Source organism: Pseudoalteromonas sp. B131b, from assembly GCF_037162545.1.
GTDB classification, from domain to species: Bacteria; Pseudomonadota; Gammaproteobacteria; order Enterobacterales; family Alteromonadaceae; genus Pseudoalteromonas; species Pseudoalteromonas fuliginea.
Genome location: NZ_JARLUZ010000001.1, coordinates 1,280,414 through 1,305,319, shown reverse-complemented (window position 1 = coordinate 1,305,319; position 24,906 = coordinate 1,280,414). Strand labels below are relative to the sequence as shown.

General features: G+C 40.9%; 12 protein-coding genes, 3 rRNA genes and 2 pseudogenes. 6 read left to right on the top strand and 11 right to left on the bottom strand.

The window, feature by feature from the left end:
* The 3 genes and pseudogenes from ilvD to ilvG all read right to left on the bottom strand — a co-directional run bounded on the left by ilvD (position 1) and on the right by ilvG (position 3,851).
* The gene (ilvD, locus tag P4S65_RS06070) at positions 1-1,857 is read right to left on the bottom strand and encodes a dihydroxy-acid dehydratase (RefSeq protein WP_337119753.1); all 1,857 of its coding nucleotides are present in this window, start codon (positions 1,855-1,857) and stop codon (positions 1-3) included.
* Positions 1,858-1,960: 103 nt separating this feature from the next.
* Positions 1,961-2,206 (bottom strand): acetolactate synthase 2 small subunit, encoded by a 246-nt coding sequence (gene ilvM, locus P4S65_RS06065; RefSeq protein WP_008137711.1) that lies wholly within the window; start codon positions 2,204-2,206, stop codon positions 1,961-1,963.
* Positions 2,203-3,851: pseudogene (gene ilvG / locus P4S65_RS06060) on the bottom strand (acetolactate synthase 2 catalytic subunit). The gene ilvM and the pseudogene ilvG overlap by 4 nt, the downstream one beginning before the upstream one ends.
* 553 nt (positions 3,852-4,404) lie before the next feature.
* Here ilvG and P4S65_RS06055 point away from each other — a divergent pair.
* The 6 genes and pseudogenes from P4S65_RS06055 to P4S65_RS06030 all read left to right on the top strand — a co-directional run bounded on the left by P4S65_RS06055 (position 4,405) and on the right by P4S65_RS06030 (position 11,504).
* Positions 4,405-6,073 (top strand): annotated as a pseudogene (locus P4S65_RS06055) (phosphoethanolamine transferase).
* The gene (locus tag P4S65_RS06050; protein WP_282130751.1) at positions 6,070-6,441 is read left to right on the top strand and encodes a diacylglycerol kinase; all 372 of its coding nucleotides are present in this window, start codon (positions 6,070-6,072) and stop codon (positions 6,439-6,441) included. The pseudogene P4S65_RS06055 and the gene P4S65_RS06050 overlap by 4 nt, the downstream one beginning before the upstream one ends.
* Positions 6,432-8,411, top strand: a complete 1,980-nt coding sequence (locus P4S65_RS06045) for an LTA synthase family protein (protein WP_337119752.1) — start codon at positions 6,432-6,434, stop codon at positions 8,409-8,411. The genes P4S65_RS06050 and P4S65_RS06045 overlap by 10 nt, the downstream gene beginning before the upstream one ends.
* Positions 8,412-8,484: 73 nt before the next feature.
* Positions 8,485-9,159, top strand: coding sequence for a response regulator transcription factor (locus P4S65_RS06040; RefSeq protein WP_033028815.1), 675 nt, complete (start codon positions 8,485-8,487; stop codon positions 9,157-9,159).
* Positions 9,140-10,576, top strand: a complete 1,437-nt coding sequence (locus P4S65_RS06035; RefSeq protein WP_337119751.1) for a sensor histidine kinase — start codon at positions 9,140-9,142, stop codon at positions 10,574-10,576. The genes P4S65_RS06040 and P4S65_RS06035 overlap by 20 nt, the downstream gene beginning before the upstream one ends.
* A 49-nt stretch (positions 10,577-10,625) precedes the next feature.
* The gene (locus P4S65_RS06030; RefSeq protein ID WP_337119750.1) at positions 10,626-11,504 is read left to right on the top strand and encodes a TraB/GumN family protein; all 879 of its coding nucleotides are present in this window, start codon (positions 10,626-10,628) and stop codon (positions 11,502-11,504) included.
* Positions 11,505-11,551: 47 nt separating this feature from the next.
* On the opposite strand, the gene P4S65_RS06025 is transcribed toward P4S65_RS06030, so the two are convergent.
* The 8 genes from P4S65_RS06025 to P4S65_RS05990 form a co-directional block, all read right to left on the bottom strand.
* Positions 11,552-12,961, bottom strand: a complete 1,410-nt coding sequence (locus P4S65_RS06025; RefSeq protein WP_337119749.1) for an ATP-binding cassette domain-containing protein — start codon at positions 12,959-12,961, stop codon at positions 11,552-11,554.
* A 345-nt stretch (positions 12,962-13,306) separates the two neighbouring features.
* Positions 13,307-15,034, bottom strand: coding sequence for a response regulator (locus P4S65_RS06020; RefSeq protein ID WP_337119748.1), 1,728 nt, complete (start codon positions 15,032-15,034; stop codon positions 13,307-13,309).
* 131 nt (positions 15,035-15,165) lie between these two features.
* Positions 15,166-17,499, bottom strand: coding sequence for a fatty acid cis/trans isomerase (locus P4S65_RS06015; protein ID WP_337119747.1), 2,334 nt, complete (start codon positions 17,497-17,499; stop codon positions 15,166-15,168).
* Entirely contained in the window at positions 17,499-17,858 is a 360-nt protein-coding gene (locus P4S65_RS06010; protein ID WP_149613945.1) for a hypothetical protein, read from the bottom strand. Before P4S65_RS06010 ends, P4S65_RS06015 begins: the two co-directional genes overlap by 1 nt.
* A gap of 86 nt (positions 17,859-17,944) precedes the next feature.
* Complete coding sequence (locus P4S65_RS06005) at positions 17,945-18,739, bottom strand: VOC family protein (protein WP_337119746.1); 795 nt, start codon at positions 18,737-18,739, stop codon at positions 17,945-17,947.
* A gap of 559 nt (positions 18,740-19,298) precedes the next feature.
* A 5S ribosomal RNA gene (rrf, locus tag P4S65_RS06000) occupies positions 19,299-19,413 on the bottom strand.
* Positions 19,414-19,624: 211 nt separating this feature from the next.
* A 23S ribosomal RNA gene (locus P4S65_RS05995) occupies positions 19,625-22,515 on the bottom strand.
* A gap of 299 nt (positions 22,516-22,814) precedes the next feature.
* Positions 22,815-24,350 (bottom strand): 16S ribosomal RNA (locus P4S65_RS05990).
* The 16S, 23S and 5S rRNA genes sit together here, the layout of an rRNA operon.
* Positions 24,351-24,906 lie beyond the last annotated feature (556 nt).

Here is a 24,906-nt window from a genome sequence, read left to right as displayed (position 1 = left end):
TTAACTAAGCGCCTCCAATTTAGCTAAGTCGCGCACTGCGCCTTTATCAGCACTTGTTGCAAGTAATGCATAAGCCTTTAAAGCAGACGATACATAGCGCTCACGATCAACTGGTTTGTACGCCAGTTTTCCGCGTGCTAATTGTTTTTGTTTACGTGCTTCAAGCTCTTCATCACTTAACGCTAACGTAATTTCACGGGTTGCGATATCAATAATGATTTTGTCGCCATTTTCAACATAAGCAATTGCACCACCACTTGCTGCCTCTGGTGACACATGACCAATTGATAAACCCGAAGTACCACCCGAAAAGCGACCATCAGTAATAAGTGCACATTTTTCAGCTAGGCCTTTTGATTTTAAGTAGCTAGTTGGGTATAGCATTTCTTGCATACCTGGGCCGCCTCTAGGCCCTTCATAACGAATAACAACAACATCACCGGCTTTTACTTCGTTATTTAAAATCCCTTCTACTGAATCATCTTGTGATTCGTATACAATGGCGGTGCCTTCAAAATGTAGCATTTCATCAACTACGCCAGCACTTTTTACAACACAGCCATCAACCGCTAGATTACCCGAAAGCACAGCTAAACCACCGTCTTGGCGAAAAGCGTGTTCAACGCTTCGAATACACCCATTCACACGGTCATTATCGCCCTCGTCCCAACGACACTCTTGGCTCATTGCTTTAGTTGTACGAATGCCCGCAGGACCCGCACGGTAAAATTTGCGCGCTACTTCGTTAGTTGGGTCGGTTGCATCCCATTTTTTAACAAGCTCAGCCATTGTTGACCCAGCTACATGATTAACCGACATATCAACTAAGCCCGCTTTACCAAGCTCGCGTACAACAGCCATCATGCCACCTGCACGGTGTACATCTTCAATATGATATTCAGGTGTTGCTGGTGCAACTTTACATAAAAAAGGTGTTTTACGAGAAAGCGCATCAATGTGCGACATATCAAAATCAACGCCCGCTTCTTGCGCTGCAGCGAGTAAATGCAATACCGTATTTGACGAGCCACCCATTGCAATATCAACAACCATTGCATTCATAAAGGCTGTTTTGTTAGCAATAGCACGTGGCAATACATCTTGATTATCTTTTTGATAATACTCACGACATAAATCAACAATACGAGCCCCCGCTTCAACATACAGTTGTTTACGGTCTTTATGAGTAGCAAGCGTCGTGCCGTTACCTGGCAATGCTAAACCTATTGCCTCTAACAAACAGTTCATTGAGTTTGCAGTAAACATGCCTGAACACGAACCACATGTTGGACATGCAGAGCGCTCAACTTGTTCTGAATCTGCATCACTTACCGATTCATCAGCGCCTTTAACCATGGCATCGACTAAATCAAGTTTAATGTCGATGTTAGCAAGTTTAGTTTTACCCGCTTCCATTGGGCCGCCCGATACAAATATTACCGGTATGTTTAAACGTAGCGCTGCAAGCATCATCCCAGGAGTGATTTTGTCGCAGTTTGAAATACAAATCATCGCATCGGCGCAGTGACCATTCACCATGTATTCAACCGAGTCAGCAATTAAATCGCGTGAAGGCAGCGAATAAAGCATACCGCCGTGTCCCATCGCAATGCCATCATCAATAGCAATGGTATTAAATTCTTTAGGAACGCCACCCGCTTGGGTTATCGTCTCACCCATAAGCTCACTAAGCTGATTAAGGTGTACATGCCCTGGTACAAATTGTGTAAACGAGTTAACTACGGCAATAATCGGTTTACCAAAATCAGAGTCTGTCATACCTGTTGCGCGCCATAATGCTCTTGCGCCTGCACGTTTACGTCCTTCAGTTGTTGTTGCACTTCTTAATTTAGCCATAGTTACCTCAGTTTTTGCCGCAATATAAGCGGGCATTCCTCATTCTAAAATTGGTGAATAACCGAGAGACTCAGTTACTCGTAAATTATTTTTTAATTCGTAATTACACAGCCTGTTGTTGCTGTAAATTTTGTAAAGTGACTTCTTTGACATCCACCAGCTTATTTAACTGGCTGGTTAATAGGTAAATTGGTTTATCACTATCTACCGTCATGTCTACATTATAAAAACCATCATCCATATTGAGCTGAAAATGCGTAAGGTCAAAACCACGATGACGCACCACTCGTAAAAAGCGCTCTACCGCTATACTTTGGCTTTTTAATGCAATAGTTAGGCTATGTTTCATTTTGCTTTCTCCGTCATCATTTCGTCGTTAGCAGCCCCAGGTGGTACAAGTGGCCAAACATTTTCTTTATCATCAATACAGGCATGTACTATGTACGGCCCTTTACTATTAACTAATGCAGTTATCGCATCATCAACTTGATTAGCGTGAGTTATTGTTTGCCCAGGAATACCAAATACAGCGGCTAATTGAACAAAGTCTGGGTTATCCGACAGGTTAGTTTCAGAATAACGCCCTTCAAAAATAGTTCCTGCCATTGGCGAACCATCCCTAAACGTTGGTTATCTAAAATTAATATTTTTACAGGTAAATTATTACGGCGAATCGTGGCCAACTCTTGAATATTCATCATTATTGAGCCATCGCCCGATACAGTAATAACAAAGTCATCAGGGCGTGCTACTTGCGCGCCAATAGCCGCAGGTAAACCAAAGCCCATTGTGCCTGCACCACCACTACTTAAATGATTACTCGGGTGAGTAAACTTCATGTGTTGTGCTACCCACATTTGATGCTGACCCACATCGCAGCACACAACCCCTGTATTTGGCATGCGTTGGCTTAGTTGGTTTAATAAGTACGGTGCAAAAACCTTCTCACCTGGGTAGTCGTAACGCCACGCATGCTTAATATTCATTTCTTTATTTGTGTCACACCACGCTTTAGGGGTTACAAAGCACTCAAGTGCGGGTAGCGACGTTTTTAAATCAGCAATTAATGAGGCTTTAGCAGGTTTTCGCTTACCGACTTCAGCGGCATCTATATCTAAATGAATTACTTTAGCTTTAGCTGCAAATTTAGCTAAGTTACCTGTTACGCGGTCATCAAAGCGCGCCCCTATACATACAAGTACATCACATTCTTGTACTGCGATATTAGCAGCTTGACCACCATGCATACCCAACATACCTAAGTAATGTTCGTAATCTGGTAACACACTACCCAACGCTTTAAGTGTTGATACAGCTGGCATCTGCGTTTTATTTAAAAATTGCATTAGCTCGTCTTGCGCATCAGCGGCTTGTACACCACCACCTACATACGCTACAGGCTGTTTAGCCTCACTCAACAATTGATTAGCAATAGCAACTTGCTTTAAATCTAACTCTGGTAAGTATTCATCAGCTGCTAGCCAAGGTTTAAAAGGGACTTGCGCCATTTGAATATCTTTTGGGATATCGACAAGTACAGGGCCTGGTCGGCCGCTTTGCGCTAAATGAATCGCTTCTTGTAATATCTCTGCTAAGTCTTCAGCTCGTTCTACCATGTAGCTGTGCTTAGTACACGAAAGCGACATACCTAGTACATCTATTTCTTGAAACGCATCTGAACCAATAGCTGCAGTAGGCACTTGGCCAGTGATCGCCAATAATGGTACTGAGTCCATCATCGCATCAGCAAGAGCGGTTATTAAATTAGTTGCACCTGGGCCCGATGTTGCAAAACATACGCCTAATTTACGTGTGCTGCGAGCATAACCAACTGCTGCAAACCCTGCACCTTGCTCATGGCGAGTTAGGTAGTGTTTGACTGGCGCGCCATACAGCGCATCGTAAATTGGCATAATAGCTCCGCCTGGGTAGCCAAATACTTCATTTACGCCGTGTTTGGTCAATAAATCGATTGTTAGTTCTGCGCCTGTCATTAATAAACCCTCATTCCTCAGTGACAACCCAATTACATTTTTACGCTAAAAACTTTACCCTTAAAACTAAAAAGCCCTCCGAACGGTTAAGTGCGGAGGGCTTTTTTAATGCTTAAGTTTTTAAAGCACTACGAAGCCCTCGCGGGAATAATCACCACGATAATAATCAGGACTAGGTTAAGTGCATTTGTAAGCATGTAATTAATACCAAATTTTGTTCAATTATCGCGAAGGTTATTCCTTCGCTCTCTTTTTATATTAGTACCGCGCTAGGCCCTTTAAGTCAACACCAAAGTTAATCTAACAAAAAGACTAAAAGGCAATTTATCAGGTTTTAAAATTCATTATATAAACTGGTGGTGGTTTTTTTATGCTCTAATTTCATTCTCAGAAATTCACTATTCTTATATCCCTTATTTAAGGTTTGATTAATTTTTAAGAATATTTTTATAAATAAAATTATTTATCACCTTCAGGTAATGCGTAGCTTCTCTTAAGCTGCCCTTAAGTATTGTTGCATAGCATGGCGTTGTTATTTTAAACGAGCCTGTATATGAACGTAGTTAGCCAAACACCAGCACAAAAAAGCCAAATCGTAGTAAACGGTTTTACATTCACTGCAGTGCAAATGCCTTTGTAGTGATGATTGCCTGTTATTACTGTTTAGTTATAAACATTCCTTTTATTCAAGGTTCGTTTAGCGCCATCACCTCCCTTACATCTTTTTCGTGGCTATTTTTACTTTCAGTGCCACTACTGTTGTTATGCCTTTTAATCATTTTCTTTTCGATAGTGTCGGTTAGGTGGTTACTAAAGCCAATTAACTACCTTTTACTGATAATTTCGAGCGCTGTGCTTTACGGCTCATTAAATTACGGCGTCGTGTTTGACTATTCAATGATTCAAAACACATTTGAAACTGATTTAAGCGAAGCGTTGAGCTATTTAAACCCGCAGCTCATAGGTTTTCTACTGCTGTTTTGTGCGCTACCTGTTTTTGTATTAAGCAAAGTAAAAATACACTTTACCCGCCCTCACCAAGAAGCGATTAGCCGCATAAAACTTATTATTGCCTGCTTAACGCTAATTGCTTTAGTGGTCGCTAACTTTTACGCCGACTACGCAGCCACAGGCCGCAATAACCGTATTTTAAAAAAGAAATCATTCCATTTCAATACCTCTCTAGCGGTTATAAATATATGCGCGATCAGCTGCTGTATACCAATATGGAATTTAAAAATATAGACGCAACACCTACTCTTATTGCACCCAATACCACCAGCGTAACCGTTATAGTTGTTGGCGAAACCGCACGAGCAGAAAACTTTACTTATCAAGGTTATAAGCGCAACACAAATTCTTACACACAAAAGTACAATGTTACATATTTTAATAATGTGGCGTCTTGTGGCACCGCTACTGCAGTGTCTGTGCCGTGTATGTTTTCACTGCAAACACAAGATAACTTTGATCGATTAGCAGCCGACAACCAACAAAACCTGATTGATTTAGCACAACAAGCTGGCAGCGATGTACTGTGGGTTGATAATAACAGCGGCTGTAAAAACGTATGCACCCGTGTTGTTAACATTGACATCCCAACCACCCCATCAGCACTTTGCGATGGAAAATATTGTTTTGATGAAGCACTGCTTGTTCCACTTAAACGCAAACTCGCTAATTTAAGCCAAGCTAACACCGTTATCGTCCTACATATGATGGGCTCACACGGACCAACCTACTTTAAACGCTACCCAGAAAAATTTAAGCAATTTACGCCCACGTGCGACAGAAGCGACATTCAAAACTGCTCACTCGATGAATTAGTTAATACCTACGACAACACAATTGCGTACAGCGACTTTGTTAACGCCCAGGTAATTGAGCAATTAAAAGCACTGCCAAACAACATAGATAAGCAGTTTTTATATGTCTCTGATCATGGTGAATCACTTGGCGAAGCTGGTGCTTATTTACATGGTTTTCCGTATAGCTTTGCCCCAAGTACACAAACACATGTCCCCCTTTATATGTGGGCTGATGAGCATAACCAGCGCATTACCAATACCTGTTTAGTTAATTTAGACACCACTGCTGCACGCTCACACAACAATATTTTTCACACCCTTTTAAATTTAATTGGCATTAAAAGCAAAGCGTATCAGGCATCCCTTGATTTACTTGCTAGCTGCCAAACAACACCAAGCGAAATACAATTATGAGTAATAAAACCGTTATAAAACGCCAAGGCTTAATGCGCCTTATTTTTACCTTAAGCCATTCTTTTAACGGCTTAAAATGGATGAGTCGATTTGAAGCGGCGTTTCAACAAGAGCTAGCACTGTTTTCATTATTGGGTGTGTTCGTGTGGCTACAAGAAGTTACACTAAGCGATAAACTATTACTTATTGCCAGCCTGCTTTTTGTGTTGTTTGCTGAATTAGTAAATACGGCAGTTGAGGTTGTAGTTGATAGGATTGGCAGTGAATACCATGAGCTTTCAGGGCTCGCTAAAGATATTGCCTCTGCAAGCGTGTTTATAGCTATGCTAATTGCCGCACTTATTTGGTGGGCTGTGTTATGGGCATAAAGCTAACTTTTATAGCTAAAATAACGAAGCTAATATTTAAAGTAATACCTAAAGTACAAAATGCACTTGGCCCTGTATGGATTTTTATTGTATTTGCTATTTTAGCACTTAGCTTTTTAACACTTGCCCGCTTTGGTTTAAGTGTATGGCAAGGCGAACGTGTATTTGGATCGCATGCGTGGTTGTCTATATTTATAGGTGGTTTAAGAGTTGATATAGCCACTCTAAGCTACATTATTATGCCCGCATTACTACTTACCTTACTGATGCAAAGCGTAGGTTGGCAAAATAAAGTACGCGGCCTAATTAAAATTTACTTAGTGGGGATGTCTGCTTTACTCGTTTTTTTTGAAGTGATTACGCCTACGTTTATAAACGAGTACGACTTGCGCCCTAACCGCTTATTTATAGAATATTTAATTTACCCTAAAGAAGTCTCAAAAATGATTTTTTCAGGCTATAAGTTAGAAGTATTTATTGCTGTTATAGCACTTGTTTTAAGCTGTAAATTTGCAAGCAAAATATTTAGCAATCAATGGCAAAGTACGTCATCACTAACAGGCTTAAACCAATCAATTTTAGCGCTCGTTTTAGTATGCTTAACTATTTTGGGCGCGCGTAACTCATTAGGGCACAGACCACTTAACCCCGCCATGGTCTCGTTCTCTACTGATCACTTACTTAACGACTTAACCCTTAACTCACTTTATAGCGTCGCATTTGCAGTTAAGCAACTCTCTAACGAACAATCAAGCCAAGACTATTATGGCAAAATGCCTACCGCTGAATTGCTTAGTATTGTGCGTAGAAACATGCAAAACACGCAAGCTGCATTTAATGATGTAACCGCCCCTACAAAAACGTTTCATGAAGCAAGTAATACAGGTAAACCAAAAAATCTAGTCATTATTTTACAAGAAAGTTTAGGTGCTCGTTATGTAGGCACGCTTGGCGGTTTACCGCTTACACCTAATATAGACGCCCTTTATAAACAAGGCTGGGGGTTTGATAATTTATACGCCACGGGTACACGTTCAGTGCGTGGAATTGAGGCAGTAATTACAGGGTTTACACCAACGCCTTCGCGTGCGGTTGTTAAGCTTGATAAATCACAACGTGATTTTTTTACCATTGCTGATTTTTTAGCGAAGCAAAATTACAGCACACAGTTTATTTATGGTGGCGAAAGCCATTTTGATAACATGCGAAGCTTCTTTTTAGGCAATGGTTTTAAAAGTATCGTAGATACAAATAACTTTAAAAAAATAGATTTTAATGGCTCGTGGGGCGCATCAGACGAAGACTTGTACGACCAAGCCGACATAGAACTTACTAAGCTTAAAAATCAAAACAAACCCTTTTTTAGCCTTATATTCTCAAGCTCTAATCATAGTCCGTATGACTTTCCTGACGATAAAATAACGCTGTACGACAAACAAAAACAAACCCGTAATAATGCAGCAAAGTATGCAGATTACGCGCTAGGTACATTTATCGAAAAAGCCAAAAAATCGAGCTACTGGGACGACACTGTATTTATAGTTATTGCCGATCACGACTCGCGCGTATCGGGTTCGAATTTAGTACCGGTTGATCACTTTAAAATTCCGGCCGTTATTTTTGGTAAAGGTATTACCCATAAACGAGATAGCCAACTAGCCAGCCAGATCGATATTCCTGTTACTCTACTGTCTTTAATTGGCGCAAGTGGTAAGCATCCTATGATAGGCCATGATTTATCAAAGCCAATTAGCGACAACAAACAACGCGCAATGATGCAATACGACAAAAACTTTGCATATATGCACGATAATAAAGTGGTGGTGTTACAACCACAAAAACCAGCTACCACCTATACGTATAGCAATAACCAGCTTGTACCATGTGAAAACGATGAGCAACTAGTTAAAAAAGCCCTAGCCCATGCGAACTTAGGTAATTTAGCCTACACAAATGGCTGGTACCATTAGTTCTTATTCTTGCAGTGACTTGATAATAAAGCCTTGTTAAAGTAACAAGGCTATTTTTATAAACCGAGTAAACATGAAAATTCTCGTTATTGAAGACTCTGAAGCACTAAGGCGCAGCTTGCAAGTTGGCCTTAGCAACCTTGGTTTTACCGTAGATGAAACTGGTGATGGCTCAGAAGGGTTGAGTATGGCACTGAGTGGAAACTACGACCTCCTTGTACTTGATTTAATGCTACCCAGTGTTGATGGCATGAGTATTTTACAAGCACTGCGCAGCAGTAATAGCCAAAGCCGTGTGCTAATTTTATCTGCACGAAGTGAGCCTCAAGATAAAATTAACGGTCTTATGAAAGGCGCTGACGATTATTTAACTAAGCCATTTTCGTTTGAAGAACTCCATGCTCGTGTCCTTGCATTACTTCGTCGTGGTTCACTGCAAAACCAACAAAATACCCTTACCGTAGGTGATTGCGTATTAGATCTCTCGCTTAAAACTCTTCACTACAAGCAACATGTCATTGAGCTCACTCGCAATGAATACAAAATAATAGAATGCTTATTTAATGCCCCAGAGCGAGTATTAGGACTCGAGCTTATAAGTGAAGCGGTGGTAGGTCAGTTTGATATGCTCTCTAAAAATGCGCTTGAAGCACACATCTCAACCATACGTAAAAAAGTAAGACAGTTTGACGGCGAGCTCCCGATAAAAAATAAACGTGGATTTGGTTATGTCGCAACAACAAAATAAAAGTCACTCAATAAAACGTAAACTCGTTAATAATATTAGCGCTGTGATCTCAGTTATTTTATTCACCATATTTTTAACCGTTGATTTAAGCGTTGATACTTGGGTGGAAGATCAGTTCAATCAGTCTTTAACTAACAAAGCTAACTACTTAAAAACCTTAGTTGAAGATGACAACAACGTGGTTGAATTTGATTTTGCTGGTGAATTTATGTCGGAGTATGAAGCAGCCGATGCCACGGAGTTTTACCAGTTATGGCATGGCCGTGATGTGTTTGAGCGCTCGGACTCATTAGCGCTTTATAAAAATGCTAACCTGCCTTTTTTAGAAATGCCGATAAACGAATCTAAAATTATAGATTACGAGCTCCCTAACGGGCGTGATGGCCGCGCACTTATAAGTCACTTTGTAGCCCAAAAAGACGATAGAAACCCCACTCACTCTGCTGTTTTTAATACCATGACTCTTGCGATTGCAGCGCCGACAGCCGAACTTAATAAAGTACTTATTATTATTGATGTGGTCTTTATTTTAACCTGTGTGCTTGGTGTGTTTGGTGTGCGCTATTTAGTGACACGTATTGTAAATAAAGGCCTGCACCCGCTACATAATTTAAATGATCAAATTAAGTTACTCGATATTACCGGTGTTGCGCAAACAATAGAAAGCGACTTTAAAGTAGAAGAAATAGAACCCATACGTAACGAGCTAAATAAGTTTATTACCGTTAATCAGCAACTCTATAGTAATGAAAAACGCCTAACAAGCGACATTGCACACGAGCTAAAAACCCCAATAGCTGAACTCATAAGCCTCTCAGAGGTGGCTATTCGCTACCCTGACGATAAACGTATTAGCGACACCTATACCAGTGATGTACTTAATATTTCACAGCGCATGAAAACAATTGTTAGCAACCTATTACTGTTGCAGCGCTCAAGTAGCAGTACAATGCAATTAAATGCGCAAAATATCATTCTAAATAACTTAGTAAATCAAATTATTGATGAGCTGACCTTTAAGCATCCAAGTATCAAAACGCGTTTAAATAACGAAATAAGTGACGAGATTACACTTAATGTTGACGAATTTAGTTTAAATACCATTTTATGTAACTTAATCGATAACGGACTATTTTATGGACTCCCTGAGGCGCCAATTAAATTAACTGCCGTAAATAACAGCACAAACATGAGCATCTCTGTTAGTAACAAAGTAAATAAACCACTAAGTAGTGAACAGCTCACTGCTATTTTTGACCCGCTCTATCAGCTAGATTCATCTAGAACTAATAACCAGCGCCATGGTTTAGGATTATCAATTGTACAGAGCTTATGTAACTTAAATGGCTTTACTATTACGGCCAGTAATACCGAAAACAATACGCTAACGTTTATATTAACGTTACCTCTGAAGTAAATTTAGGTTAGTATTTACACTACTAATTTTGAGATTTTAAGGACAAACCATGAATGCTCTTACCCGTGTTAGCCACTTTTTTATTGTGGCATTACTTATAACATTTAGCTTTAACAGCTATGCAGCACCTGCCTTATATAAAATAGAAAAAAATGGCGTCAGCTCTTACCTATTTGGCACTGTACACGTTGGTGATGCCAGCATGAAAGGCTTACCTAAAAATGTAACCGATGCAATTAGTGCAAGCAAAGAAGTCATTGTTGAAGTTGATATAAGCAAACTTACTCCACTTGAAATGCAGCAGCGCTCAATGCCATTTATGATGCTAAGTGACGGTAAAACATTACAAACTGAGCTTTCAAAGCAAAATTATACCAAGCTAAAAGATTACTTTGCTAAAAAGTCGATTGATATTGCTATGTTTAATGGCTTAAAGCCTTGGGCTGTTATGGTGACTATGATGCAAATTGAATTTCAAAATGCAGGTTATTCAGATAAAACCGGCATAGACAAGCAAGTGCTTAGTTATGCTAAAGAGCATAATATTAAAATTGGCGAGCTTGAAACCCTAGAACAACAACTACAAATGTTTGATGGTATGGTGCTATTAAGCAATGAAATGATTGAAGAAACCTTTGAGCAACTAGCCGATATTAATACTTACTTTATCAAGTTAGTTAATGCGTGGAAAAGCGGTGACATGGACACACTAACCGATTACTACAACATGAGTTTTGATGACAGTAATTACGGTGAAATTAGCGAGCAAGTAATGCTAACTAACCGCAATAATAATTGGGTTAAACAACTCACACCGCGTTTAGCAAACGAGCAGCTATTTATTGCTGTAGGCGCTCTGCATTTACCTGAAAAACACGGGTTACTTAAACAGCTTCGAGATAAAGGCTTTAGCGTTACTCGTCTTTAAAATAAAAATGGGTTGAGTGAATTCTCGCTCAACCTTTCTGTGAGCTTTTAATGAAAGTCTTCCATTTTTAAGTAATTCTCTATTCCTTTAATTTTGTCTGCCGCATGATGATTTACATAAATCACAGTACTTGTATTGGCAGCACAAATTTTCTCTATTAGTAGCAGTACACGCTGCCTGTTTGCTTCATCTAAGCCTAAGCAAGGTTCATCTAAAATAAGTAACGTTGGATGCTTTACCATAGCTCGCACAATTAAAAGCATACGTTGATCGCCGTACGAAAGCTGGGTGAATGAGGTGTTTTGCTTGTCACTTAAACCAATAAATGCCAGCCACTGCTTAGCAATATTAATTTGTGCGTCGCTCGGCTTTTGATATAAACCTATGCTGTCGTAAAATCCTGAAATAACAGTATTTAAAGCCGATATACTTACGCGGTAATCCATATGTAGCGCGTTAGATATAAAACCAATATGCTGTTTTATATCCCAAATACTCTCCCCGGTTCCGCGTTTAAAACCGAACACTTCAATGTCATTGTTATAACACTGTGGGTTATCACCTGTTATTAAATTTAATAGGCATGTTTTACCTGAACCGTTCGCTCCAGTAAGCTGCCAATGCTGATGCTTTTTTATAGTCCAATTGAGATTTTTGAATATGCTTACGTCACTATAACTAACTTTAGCATTACTCAATTTAACTAAGGTATTACCAGTGAATGCCTTTTGCTCTTGCTCGGTATCAGGAGATGGCACATCCAATAAGGTATGTTCTAAATGAAGTAGTTTTAGTAAATCACTCAATTGCTCCTTGTCTGGCTTTGCCAAAGTATGTAACAAGCAACCTTGGTTTACATAGCCATAATGAGTAATGAATGAAGGGATTTCGTCTAGGCGGTTTAGTACAAAAACAAAAGTAATTGTTTGGCTAAGCTCTATGAGTATTTTATTAAGTTGCTGGCACGATTGTACGTCGAGCCCATGAAATGGCTCATCAAGCACGACTAACTCACTATGGGAGCTGAGTCCTTTTATAAGTAGGAGTTTACGAGTTTCACCCGTTGAAAGGTCTCTAAAATGCCTATTTAGTAATGAGCTAAATTTAAATAATTCTATTAGCTGCGCTAATAATTCATCATTATTACTATGCCCTGTAAAAATAAGGTCTTTAACGAGAGTGTGCTTTTCATGCTCTAATTCTTGAGCTAGTAACTGTTTATGTGAATCTGAAGACACGAGCATAAGCTTATTAATACTACTTATACGCTTACCACTTTCGCACTTAGCCTCACCGATTAACGCAGCTGTCAGAGCAGATTTACCAGCTCCATTAGCACCTAAAAGTAACCAATGTTCTCCTAGGTTTACTTGCCAATCTAGGTTGCATATATCGTAACGGCTTTTACCTTGCCCTTGTAAGTAACCATTAAATTGCTCAAGCGTAATTGACTGCACTAACTTTTCCTAATAAACCTTAAAACAGCAAGTTAACGTATATTAAAAGTGCTTAGCAAGCTTGTTATCCGCAAAATTAATTTATTTCACTAGGGCGTATTGACCTTTGTGGATTGAAATTTGTTCAATCTAGGGACGATTAAATCGCGGCACGAGGTTTGTAACCTAGTGGGCTAAGTCAAAACCGAGTAACAAAGAGTTAATCGTCCCTAGAAAGAACCCAATGGGCAGCGCATGTTTGGTATTTATGCTACGTTATCGCCTATTTATGGGGAATAACCACACTACATAGGCTCTGCCTTGCCTAAAAACCAAACATACTGCTGCAAATTCAACTACCAAAGATCAACACGCCCTAACAACGCTAATACTATTTAATGCATCTTTAATTGCTTGCTGGCTTATTGGCTTATGAATATGGAGGTTAGCTCCGTATTCATAAACTCGCTCTATATCATTTTGTGAGGTATTTGCTGTTATAACAATAATTGGCATTACTTTATTAAGATCGGAACGTATTTTTTTAATAGCCTCAAACCCATCCATTACAGGCATATTTAGGTCCATAAAAACAATATCGTACTGATTTTCACTCACCATATCACACGCGACTTTACCATTTTCTGCGCAATCATAGCTTAAACCTAATAAACTAAGTATGCGGGTTAATAACATAGTGTTTAATGGGTTATCTTCAACGACTAAACACGTTAGCTTGTCGTTTACTTTAAGAGGTGTTGGGAGGGCTTTACTTATTGTCACTGGTAAATACAAAGACACCAAAGCACCATGAGTTTTATTATTTGTAAAAGTAATTTCACCATGCAGTGCTTTTACAACGTATTGAACCCGGGTTAGGCCTGTTCTTAACCCTTGAAAGTGATTGGTTTGTTTAAATGAGTCAAATTCAAGACTGGTAATCTTCTTCGAAAAGCCACTGCCAGTGTCACTCACTGTTAAATGAAATTCATCATCTAAAAGCTTAGCTGAAACAGTAATTTCACCTTTTTGTGTAAACTTAATTGCATTACTAATTAATTCTGTAAGTGTGTGCTGCAAACGTTGATGATCCAATTTACATACACAATTTAACGATTCATCTAAAGAGCTAACTAGTTTTAGGCCTTTTTTCTTACACGCATGCTTGTAAGCTATTATTACTTTATTACACGACTCTAGAAGGTTTTCATCATTTAAATGCGGTACCCATTTACCTGCACTTAAAGCCTGCAAGTCTTGTAATTCATCTAATATGGCTATTAACCTAAGCGCGCAATAGTTAGCTTGGGTTTTAACGCTTTGCTGTTTATCAGAAACGTCTAGCTCCTCAATAGACGTAATAAGTCCCTGCAAAGGTGTTCTAAATTCGTGACTAGCTCTGGCAATAAAATGTTCTTTATTTTGACTTGTTTGATAAACAAAATCTTTTTGTTTTTGTAGCTCTAAAAGCGTGTCTGAAACCTCTTTTTCCATTGGTATAAAAACAAATCTTAACTCAATAAGTAATAATGTCATTGCCAATAACCAGCATAGTATCTCTAGGTTGGCGACCCAATTTACTTTTTTAACAGCTTGAGATTCAAATAAGCTCACTGCCTTATCAAGCTTTGATAATAACGTTTCAACATGCTTTATAGAAAATACTGAGTGGTTTATCTCTCCTTGCTGATACAAAAGCCGCTCTGTTTGTTCTATATAGTCAAATACCGCTTTATCTAACCCAATCGTTTCACCAAAATATAAGTCTACTAACGCTGGATTTAAGTAAATGTATTCGTCATCAGAGTTTTTAGTTAATAATATTTGATGGGACTTTTTAAATGTATTAAGGGACTTCTCGAGTGACTCAGTATGAGCGGGCGAGTAATTACTGATGTTAAGCATAGCATTACTGTGCCAAGCAATTTTCTGTGAGAGCATACGCTGGCTACCAGCGATGTTAATAATTTTTGCATCAAACTTTTGAACAGAAAAACTATGCTGCATTAATAAAGCAGAGCCACTTATTAATAGCGCTATTGCAATTAGTGCCCATCGGTAACGTGTTCTCACGCTTTTAATAATATTGAACATGTATAAACCAGTTTTTTATATAAGTGTAGACTAATTTTTTAAAACGAAGAATCAGTCAAAATAATTAAGCGAATTATTAATACCCAATAAAAAAGCCCAGCATCAAGCTGGGCCATAGTAGTAAAATTATATTAGCGATTCTCTAATCGATTATAATCGAACATTCCATATTCTATCCCACGATACTTTTTAGCCGTGTCGTGCAAAATATCACTGTATTGCCAAAATTGTGGATGAGTCCGTCGGATACCAAACTTAGATTTTAGTGTTCTATAATCAGCTTCTATTTGCATCATAGGCAATTGCTCGACAAAAGCATTTACTTGCTGATCGTTATTTAAATACCAAATAGCTGCTGGATAATCACCTATAAAGCCAGGAACAATCGTTGCGGTATCTTCATCATAAGCACGCTGCCCATCTTCGTTTAATAAACTAGATATATTGTAGTGCGCATTATGATGGATAATGGTGTAAGCCTTATGACTATTATCGGCTTGCTTAACTAATACAAAAGACAATTGTGGTAATAAATTGATCGCTTTTGCTGGCATGTTATTTATTATACTTAACTCTTTAGAAACTTTAGTATAATCATATTGCTCACTTAATACAGGCGCTAAGGCTTCTTTCATCAAGGTATATAGCTCATGCTGTGGATCATCAGTTTCATAGTTAATACCACTTGGCTGGCTAAATTCACGATTGCTTTTAAAGAACTTAGATAAGTCAGGTGGTGAATTACGGTACCACTGCTTTTTAATTTGATTACGCTTGTGCTCAGGTAATAGAGCTAAAAAGTTTTGCTCCCCCTCTAAACGTAAAAAATCCATATATAGGCGTGTCACTAATTGATGGCCTATATTTCCGTACACATCAAAGCCTGCTACAAGCAAATAGTGAATACGCTCAAACAAAGCATAATCTAATATCCAGGTGGTTTTAGGCTCTTGACCAATAAAACCTTTAACTACAGTTGCACTATCAAAATGGCGGAAAATAGTTAGTGCCGCATTTTTATTATGCTCATCACCTTTCCAAAGTAAGTCTGTTGTAAGGTGCTCACCACCTTTGAACATTTTGTTAGCCAACTCTACTTTCGCCTGTAAATACTTTTTCTCGCGAACTGAATATTTAACCCAGCTAGAAATGGGTAAGGCATTACTCTCCTCAGCGGCAGGAAGTTCTAATGCCTCTTCATGTTGCATTAGCATTTCCCCTACAGCCGGAGTCGCTACTTTATTAGGATCAGCAAAAGCCACCCAAAAATGATCGTTTATAACATTTAAAGCAATCTGACCACGACAAACAGGCCCTTTTATAAAGCCCATAATAATTAACTCTGCCTCATCAAGCATAAATTGATACTTAGAATTAATTGGAATAACTTCGAAAGTTTTAAAAGGGTTAGATGCTGCCTTAGCCTCATAACTAGGCATTTTCGTAACAGTATAATCTGGCGCAATAAACTGCTCATATAAACGCAGTAATTTAGCTTCATTAAGCTCAAGTGGTAAATGTGTTTTAGAAAGTATGGTTGTACGTTCTTGCATAAAACGATAATAAACACGGCTAACTTTAGGGTCATCGTATGGGCGGCGCGTGTCAATTAACTTTATTTCCTCACCAGGAGGCGTACTTGAGCGAACTAATTTGAAAAAGCTTTGTGGGTTTTCTGAAGTAAAATAAATATGTGCTAAAAACCAATGCTCATAAATATACCGTGCTGATAACTGATACTTTAAGCTATCTTGATTTAAAAATGCTTCCCAGCCCGCTATTTTATTCTGATCATATTTACTTGGTGGCTGAATATGTGACATTTTACCACCACCTTTAAGCCAGTTCTGTAAGTGATTAAACTCTTCACGCGAAACACCAGGTAAACCATAAGGCATGCCGCCATGAGGTTGATCACTTGCCAATCGATCGAACTCACCCATTGTTGCGCAAGTTTGCGAACGCGCTAACGAAAATTCAAACTCATCACCTAACACTTCATTTACTGGCAATTCATGGCTTTGCTTTAACACTAAGCTATTAAATAACACACTGCCCGCTAAGTTAGCTTCTTCACTTTGCACGCGCTCATTTAGCACTGGCGTAAAGTTTTTCTCTCGCCATTGCTGAGTATTAGTTGCATCAAATAATAAACGGCTTGGGGTTGTTGCCAATAAACGAGTTCCATCGTAAACGAGCTCTTTACTCAAACCTCGGTCAATACCTTCAGGAGATGAAAGCTTAAGCTGGCAAGGTGCGTCATAACAACCATGGCAAACGACGCAGCGGGTATCGAGTACTGGTTTTACGTTTTGTAAAAAATCAGCGCCAGCTAAGGTAGAATGCGGAACAATACGCTCTTGCGCTTGCTCAGGCCCAAATAAATCATCGTAATGTGCATTACCTAAGTAAGCACAACCACTGAGAATAATTAGTACGAATATGCTTATTATTATTTTTTTCATTAGTCCTCGTCACCTAAATCGAAGGTGGGCATCATATCCATTTGAGGAGAAACGAATGTCTTTTGACCTTCAGTATTCAAAACAACACTTAAAAGAGGCCCATGCGTTAATGTTATTTGCGCATCATGTTCTTGGCTCAATATGTTTAAATACAAAGGGGCAGTAATAAGTAATTCATAACTATCAATGGTAATACCTACACTGCTATCTTCACTTGGATTTTGGCAAATTTGAGCAAGTAACTCATCATCAAGTCCAATTGATATTTCAAAATCAGGCTGCTCTAAATCTCTATCACTTAATGATTCATCTAATAGAAATAAAGGGAGGGTTAAATTGCTATCTTGTTCAAATTCCATTGCGTTCTCTGCACTTTCTGACGATTTAATTGTCGAGTATTATAACAAACTAGCGAGTAAATTAACGCTAAAGCTAATGTAACTATTTAAACGTCATCCATAACAGATTCGATCACCGAAAATACAGCACCTTGAGGGTCGCATATAACACTAAAACGACCAACATCGGGGATGTCTGTTGCAGGAACACATACTTGCCCGCCTAAGTTAGCGGCTTTACTAACAATTACATCGCAACTCTCTACTGCAAAATAAATCATCCAATGAGCAGGGGTATCATCAGGCCATTCACTTGTCATTTCAAGCATACCGGCAATTGGTTGTCCATCGACTAAAAATAAAATGTAGTCCATCCCTTCCATAGGCTTTATTTCGCTTTCCCAGCCTAGTAAAGCACAGTAAAAGTCTCGACTTACTTTACTATCTCTTGTTGCTAACTCATGCCAATAAGGCGTATTTAATTCACCTAAGTGCTTACAACCTTTATGCTCATTCCCCTGCCATAGTGCAACAGTTGCGCCTACTGGATCTTTTAGCATCAACATTCGTCCTGCATTCATAACATCATGAGGACCGGCAATAACCTCAGCACCTAGTTCTTTTGCTTTTAGCGCACAATCATCGATATTATCGACGGCAATGTAAGCCAACCAATGACTTGGGATACCTGCACTAATTTGCTCTTTAGGCATTTCGTACATTGCAGCGATATCATCACCTTGCTTTTGTAGCATGGTGTAGTATATGTTCTCTCCAATAGGTTGATCGTCATGCCCCCAATCAAATAATGATGTATAAAACGCCTTACCGTCTTTCCAATTGTGCGTACAAAGCTCTGACCAACAAAAAACACCATGCGGGTGGTTTTCAACTTTACTCATGATTAAGCCCTTATTATTCTAATTTTACCTAAACGAACGCTGTCACATTTTATAAACTACATAATTGAACAGATCATAAATTGAGATTAGAGCAATAACTAAGCGGAGTCGATAAAAGAAGGACAAAAATTCGTTATCCAGTTGTTTCATATTTGAGGTTTTTAACGCAGTTAGGGTCAGATTTAATCCCTCAAATTGATTAAATATTATTGCTGATTGATACAAATTATTCGCCAAGAAGCGCTTCGCTTAGAGGAATACCTAAATCACTTTTCTGTAGACGTAAAAAAGCCCGACTATTTCTAGTCGGGCTCTCTACAATTTGAAGTCTGGTACTGTCGTAGTGCCCACAGCGGTGGAGAGTCACATAGCAAATGCTACTTTATTGGCCGACTGAAATACTGAGAAGTTTTGTTGTGATTTTAACGTAGGGAGTCGCTACGCTCGCCCGACCTACGTGATGGGTGTTGCTGTGAGTGTGTATTAATTGCGCATATTTTACTTTTCTGCAGACGTAAAAAAGCCCGACTATTTCTAGTCGGGCTCTCTACAATTTGAAGCCTGGTAATGTCCTACTTTCACATAGCAAATGCTACACTATCATCGGCGCTGTTTCGTTTCACTACTGAGTTCGGCATGGAGTCAGGTGGGTCCAAAACGCTATTGTCACCAAGCAAATATGGTGCAAAGAATTAATGACAAGCACGTAGTGCTACCATTTTCTTTGCGCAAGGTGCCTCAACTTTAACGCTACGCGCTAAGAGTCACCTCTTGAATTTGGAAAATATCTGATAATATTTTTTAAGTCTTTCTAAGTAATATCTACTTTAGTCATATTAACTTCTTCGCTTGCTTCACTATCACATAAAACGCGTTTGGCGTTGTATGGTTAAGCCTCACGGGTAATTAGTACAAGTTAGCTTAATGGCTCACACCACTTCCACATCTTGCCTATCAACGTTGTAGTCTTCAACGGCCCTTCAGAGACTTTAAAAGTCTAGTGAGAACTCATCTCGAGGCCTGCTTCGCGCTTAGATGCTTTCAGCGCTTATCAGTTCCGAACGTAGCTACCGGGCAATGCCATTGGCATGACAACCCGAACACCAGCGGTTCGTTCACTCCGGTCCTCTCGTACTAGGAGCAACCCCTCTCAATTCTCAAACGCCCACGGCAGATAGGGACCGAACTGTCTCACGACGTTCTAAACCCAGCTCGCGTACCACTTTAAATGGCGAACAGCCATACCCTTGGGACCGACTTCAGCCCCAGGATGTGATGAGCCGACATCGAGGTGCCAAACACCGCCGTCGATATGAACTCTTGGGCGGTATCAGCCTGTTATCCCCGGAGTACCTTTTATCCGTTGAGCGATGGCCCTTCCATTCAGAACCACCGGATCACTATGACCTACTTTCGTACCTGCTCGACGTGTCTGTCTCGCAGTTAAGCTGGCTTCTACCATTACACTAACCGTACGATGTCCGACCGTACTTAGCCAACCTTCGTGCTCCTCCGTTACTCTTTAGGAGGAGACCGCCCCAGTCAAACTACCCACCAGGCACTGTCCGTAACCCCGATTCAGGGGCCAACGTTAGAACATCAAAACTACAAGGGTGGTATTTCAAGGTTGACTCCACAACAACTAGCGTCGCTGCTTCAAAGTCTCCCACCTATCCTACACATGTAGGTTCAATGTTCAGTGCCAAGCTGTAGTAAAGGTTCACGGGGTCTTTCCGTCTAGCCGCGGGTACACAGCATCTTCACTGCGATTTCAATTTCACTGAGTCTCGGGTGGAGACAGCGTGGCCATGGTTACACCATTCGTGCAGGTCGGAACTTACCCGACAAGGAATTTCGCTACCTTAGGACCGTTATAGTTACGGCCGCCGTTTACCGGGGCTTCGATCAAGAGCTTCTCCCTAAGGATAACCCCATCAATTAACCTTCCGGCACCGGGCAGGTGTCACACCGTATACGTCATCTTGCGATTTTGCACAGTGCTGTGTTTTTAATAAACAGTCCCAGCCACCTGGTCACTGCGGCTCCCGTCCGCTTAGAGAGCAAGTCTCATCACAGATAGGAGCGTACCTTCTCCCGAAGTTACGGTACGATTTTGCCTAGTTCCTTCACCCGAGTTCTCTCAAGCGCCTTAGTATTCTCTACCTGACCACCTGTGTCGGTTTGGGGTACGATTCCATATAATCTGAAGCTTAGAGGCTTTTCCTGGAAGTATGGCATCAGCAACTTCATCACCGTAGTGACTCGTCTCGTGTCTCAGGTTTAGTGTTCGTCCGGATTTACCTAAACAAACGCCCTACTCACTTTCACATAGACTACCAACGCTATGCTTGCTTAGCCTGCTCCGTCCCCCCATCGCAATTATATCGAGTACAGAAATATTAATCTGTTTCCCATCGACTACGCCTTTCGGCCTCGCCTTAGGGGTCGACTTACCCTACCCTGATTAACATGGGATAGGAACCCTTGGTCTTCCGGCGTGGGAGTTTTTCACTCCCATTATCGTTACTCATGTCAGCATTCGCACTTCTGATACGTCCAGCATACCTCCCGGTACACCTTCAACCGCTTACAGAACGCTCCCCTACCACTCAGAATAAATTCTGAATCCGCAGCTTCGGTGCATAGTTTAGCCCCGTTACATCTTCCGCGCAGACCGACTCGACCAGTGAGCTATTACGCTTTCTTTAAAGGATGGCTGCTTCTAAGCCAACCTCCTGGCTGTCTGGGCCTTTCCACATCGTTTCCCACTTAACTATGACTTTGGGACCTTAGCTGGCGGTCTGGGTTGTTTCCCTCTTCACGACGGACGTTAGCACCCGCCGTGTGTCTCCCGGATATTACTTTACGGTATTCGGAGTTTGCAAAGGGTTGGTAAGTCGGGATGACCCCCTAGCCTTAACAGTGCTCTACCCCCGTAAGTATTCGTCCGAGGCTCTACCTAAATAGATTTCGGGGAGAACCAGCTATCTCCCGGTTTGATTAGCCTTTCACTCCTAGCCACAGGTCATCCCCTAACTTTTCAACGTTAGTGGGTTCGGTCCTCCAGTTGATGTTACTCAACCTTCAACCTGCCCATGGCTAGATCACCGGGTTTCGGGTCTATACCTTGCAACTAATCGCCCAGTTAAGACTCGGTTTCCCTACGGCTACCCTATTCGGTTAACCTCGCTACAAAATATAAGTCGCTGACCCATTATACAAAAGGTACGCAGTCACCCAACAAGTGGGCTCCTACTGCTTGTACGTACACGGTTTCAGGTTCTATTTCACTCCCCTCACAGGGGTTCTTTTCGCCTTTCCCTCACGGTACTGGTTCACTATCGGTCAGTTGGGAGTATTTAGCCTTAGATGATGGTCCACCTATATTCAGTCAAAGTTTCACGTGCTCCGACCTACTCGATTTCACTTAAAATGTCTTTTCATGTACGGGACTATCACCCTGTATCGTGGCGCTTTCCAGCAGCCTTCCATTAACACATAATAAGCTTAAGGGCTGTTCCGATTTCGCTCGCCGCTACTTTCGGAATCTCGGTTGATTTCTTTTCCTACGGGTACTTAGATGTTTCAGTTCTCCGCGTTCGCCTCGTTAACCTATGTATTCAGTTAACGATACCTGCAAGCAGGTGGGTTTCCCCATTCGGAAATCTTAGTCTCAAGCGCTTTTTACTAGCTTGACTAAGCTTATCGCAAGTTAATACGTCCTTCATCGCCTCCAACTGCCAAGGCATCCACCGTGTACGCTTAGTCACTTAACCATACAACCCAAACGGGTCTTTGTTTTGTGACAGTTTAACTTCGCCAGAAGTCAATATTGAATACTAAAGTAGATACCAATCAATTAACTCATAGGAGTTAACTAAATGGCACTCAATGGTACTGCTACCATTGTTTTTTTACTTTTGAAAACTCTTGATAAATACAATGTATTCATCAGAATTTTATTATCAGCTTTTCCAAATTTTTAAAGAGCATATTAATTAGTTATCCCAAAGGGACACGCACTAATTAACAATCATCTGTGTGGACACTACGAACAAATAAGTTCTAAATCGTATAAGGAGGTGATCCAGCCCCAGGTTCCCCTAGGGCTACCTTGTTACGACTTCACCCCAGTCATGAATCACTCCGTGGTAAACGTCCTCCCGAGGGTTAGACTATCTACTTCTGGAGCAACCCACTCCCATGGTGTGACGGGCGGTGTGTACAAGGCCCGGGAACGTATTCACCGCGTCATTCTGATACGCGATTACTAGCGATTCCGACTTCATGGAGTCGAGTTGCAGACTCCAATCCGGACTACGACGCACTTTAAGTGATTCGCTTACCTTCGCAGGTTCGCAGCACTCTGTATGCGCCATTGTAGCACGTGTGTAGCCCTACACGTAAGGGCCATGATGACTTGACGTCGTCCCCACCTTCCTCCGGTTTATCACCGGCAGTCTCCTTAGAGTTCTCAGCATTACCTGCTAGCAACTAAGGATAGGGGTTGCGCTCGTTGCGGGACTTAACCCAACATCTCACAACACGAGCTGACGACAGCCATGCAGCACCTGTATCAGAGTTCCCGAAGGCACCAAACCATCTCTGGTAAGTTCTCTGTATGTCAAGTGTAGGTAAGGTTCTTCGCGTTGCATCGAATTAAACCACATGCTCCACCGCTTGTGCGGGCCCCCGTCAATTCATTTGAGTTTTAACCTTGCGGCCGTACTCCCCAGGCGGTCTACTTAATGCGTTAGCTTTGAAAAACAGAACCGAGGCTCCGAGCTTCTAGTAGACATCGTTTACGGCGTGGACTACCGGGGTATCTAATCCCGTTTGCTCCCCACGCTTTCGTACATGAGCGTCAGTGTTGACCCAGGTGGCTGCCTTCGCCATCGGTATTCCTTCAGATCTCTACGCATTTCACCGCTACACCTGAAATTCTACCACCCTCTATCACACTCTAGTTTGCCAGTTCGAAATGCAGTTCCCAGGTTGAGCCCGGGGCTTTCACATCTCGCTTAACAAACCGCCTGCGTACGCTTTACGCCCAGTAATTCCGATTAACGCTCGCACCCTCCGTATTACCGCGGCTGCTGGCACGGAGTTAGCCGGTGCTTCTTCTGTCAGTAACGTCACAGCTAACGGGTATTAACCGTTAACCTTTCCTCCTGACTGAAAGTGCTTTACAACCCGAAGGCCTTCTTCACACACGCGGCATGGCTGCATCAGGCTTGCGCCCATTGTGCAATATTCCCCACTGCTGCCTCCCGTAGGAGTCTGGGCCGTGTCTCAGTCCCAGTGTGGCTGATCATCCTCTCAAACCAGCTAGGGATCGTCGCCTTGGTGAGCCATTACCTCACCAACTAGCTAATCCCACTTGGGCCAATCTAAAGGCGAGAGCCGAAGCCCCCTTTGGTCCGTAGACATTATGCGGTATTAGCAGTCGTTTCCAACTGTTGTCCCCCACCTCAAGGCATGTTCCCAAGCATTACTCACCCGTCCGCCGCTCGTCAGCAAAGTAGCAAGCTACTCTCTGTTACCGCTCGACTTGCATGTGTTAGGCCTGCCGCCAGCGTTCAATCTGAGCCATGATCAAACTCTTCAATTAAAAAGTTTTATGTCTTTCGACAGCTCAATGAATTCTGAATTTTTTAATATCTTTCGATATTGAATTGACTGTGCCGAATAATTACCTAAATAACTATTCTGTTGGTCACTCAGTTTTCAATTGAGACTCTAATTTGTTTGCCTCGCTACCTAAGTAGCTTGGCTGTTAGAACTCAATCTGTACGAGTGCCCACACAGATGATTGCTTTATATTGTTAAAGAACGTTTTGAGTCGCTTTAGCGTCTCAAGGGATGCGAATAATACACCCTTTATTTTTCGAGTCAATACTTTGTTTTAAACTTTCTTTTTAGAAGATTTAAAACCGAAGTTTTATTTAACTCTCTGAGTAGTTCGTGCCTCGCTATGCGTTGGCCTTTCCCGTCTCAGTGGGGTCGCATTATAGGGAGATCCGAAAACAGATCAACCCTTTTTTGAAGAAAACTTGAAATAATGTGCTGTTCGCTGACTATTTGAGCTAAACAGGTTAAAAACACAACATAACTAGCAAAACATTAACAAAAAAAGGCACTTTCAGTTTTCTTATTGTCTAAAAGTG

Excerpts from the sequence above, each read along its gene's own strand:
- ilvD (WP_337119753.1), bottom strand. The coding sequence starts at position 1,857 with ATGGCTAAATTAAGAAGTGCAACAACAACTGAAGGACGTAAACGTGCA.
- ilvM (WP_008137711.1), bottom strand. The coding sequence starts at position 2,206 with ATGAAACATAGCCTAACTATTGCATTAAAAAGCCAAAGTATAGCGGTA.
- P4S65_RS06050 (WP_282130751.1), top strand. The coding sequence starts at position 6,070 with ATGAGTAATAAAACCGTTATAAAACGCCAAGGCTTAATGCGCCTTATT.
- P4S65_RS06045 (WP_337119752.1), top strand. The coding sequence starts at position 6,432 with ATGGGCATAAAGCTAACTTTTATAGCTAAAATAACGAAGCTAATATTT.
- P4S65_RS06040 (WP_033028815.1), top strand. The coding sequence starts at position 8,485 with ATGAAAATTCTCGTTATTGAAGACTCTGAAGCACTAAGGCGCAGCTTG.
- P4S65_RS06035 (WP_337119751.1), top strand. The coding sequence starts at position 9,140 with ATGTCGCAACAACAAAATAAAAGTCACTCAATAAAACGTAAACTCGTT.
- P4S65_RS06030 (WP_337119750.1), top strand. The coding sequence starts at position 10,626 with ATGAATGCTCTTACCCGTGTTAGCCACTTTTTTATTGTGGCATTACTT.
- P4S65_RS06020 (WP_337119748.1), bottom strand. The coding sequence starts at position 15,034 with ATGTTCAATATTATTAAAAGCGTGAGAACACGTTACCGATGGGCACTA.
- P4S65_RS06015 (WP_337119747.1), bottom strand. The coding sequence starts at position 17,499 with ATGAAAAAAATAATAATAAGCATATTCGTACTAATTATTCTCAGTGGT.
- P4S65_RS06010 (WP_149613945.1), bottom strand. The coding sequence starts at position 17,858 with ATGGAATTTGAACAAGATAGCAATTTAACCCTCCCTTTATTTCTATTA.
- P4S65_RS06005 (WP_337119746.1), bottom strand. The coding sequence starts at position 18,739 with ATGAGTAAAGTTGAAAACCACCCGCATGGTGTTTTTTGTTGGTCAGAG.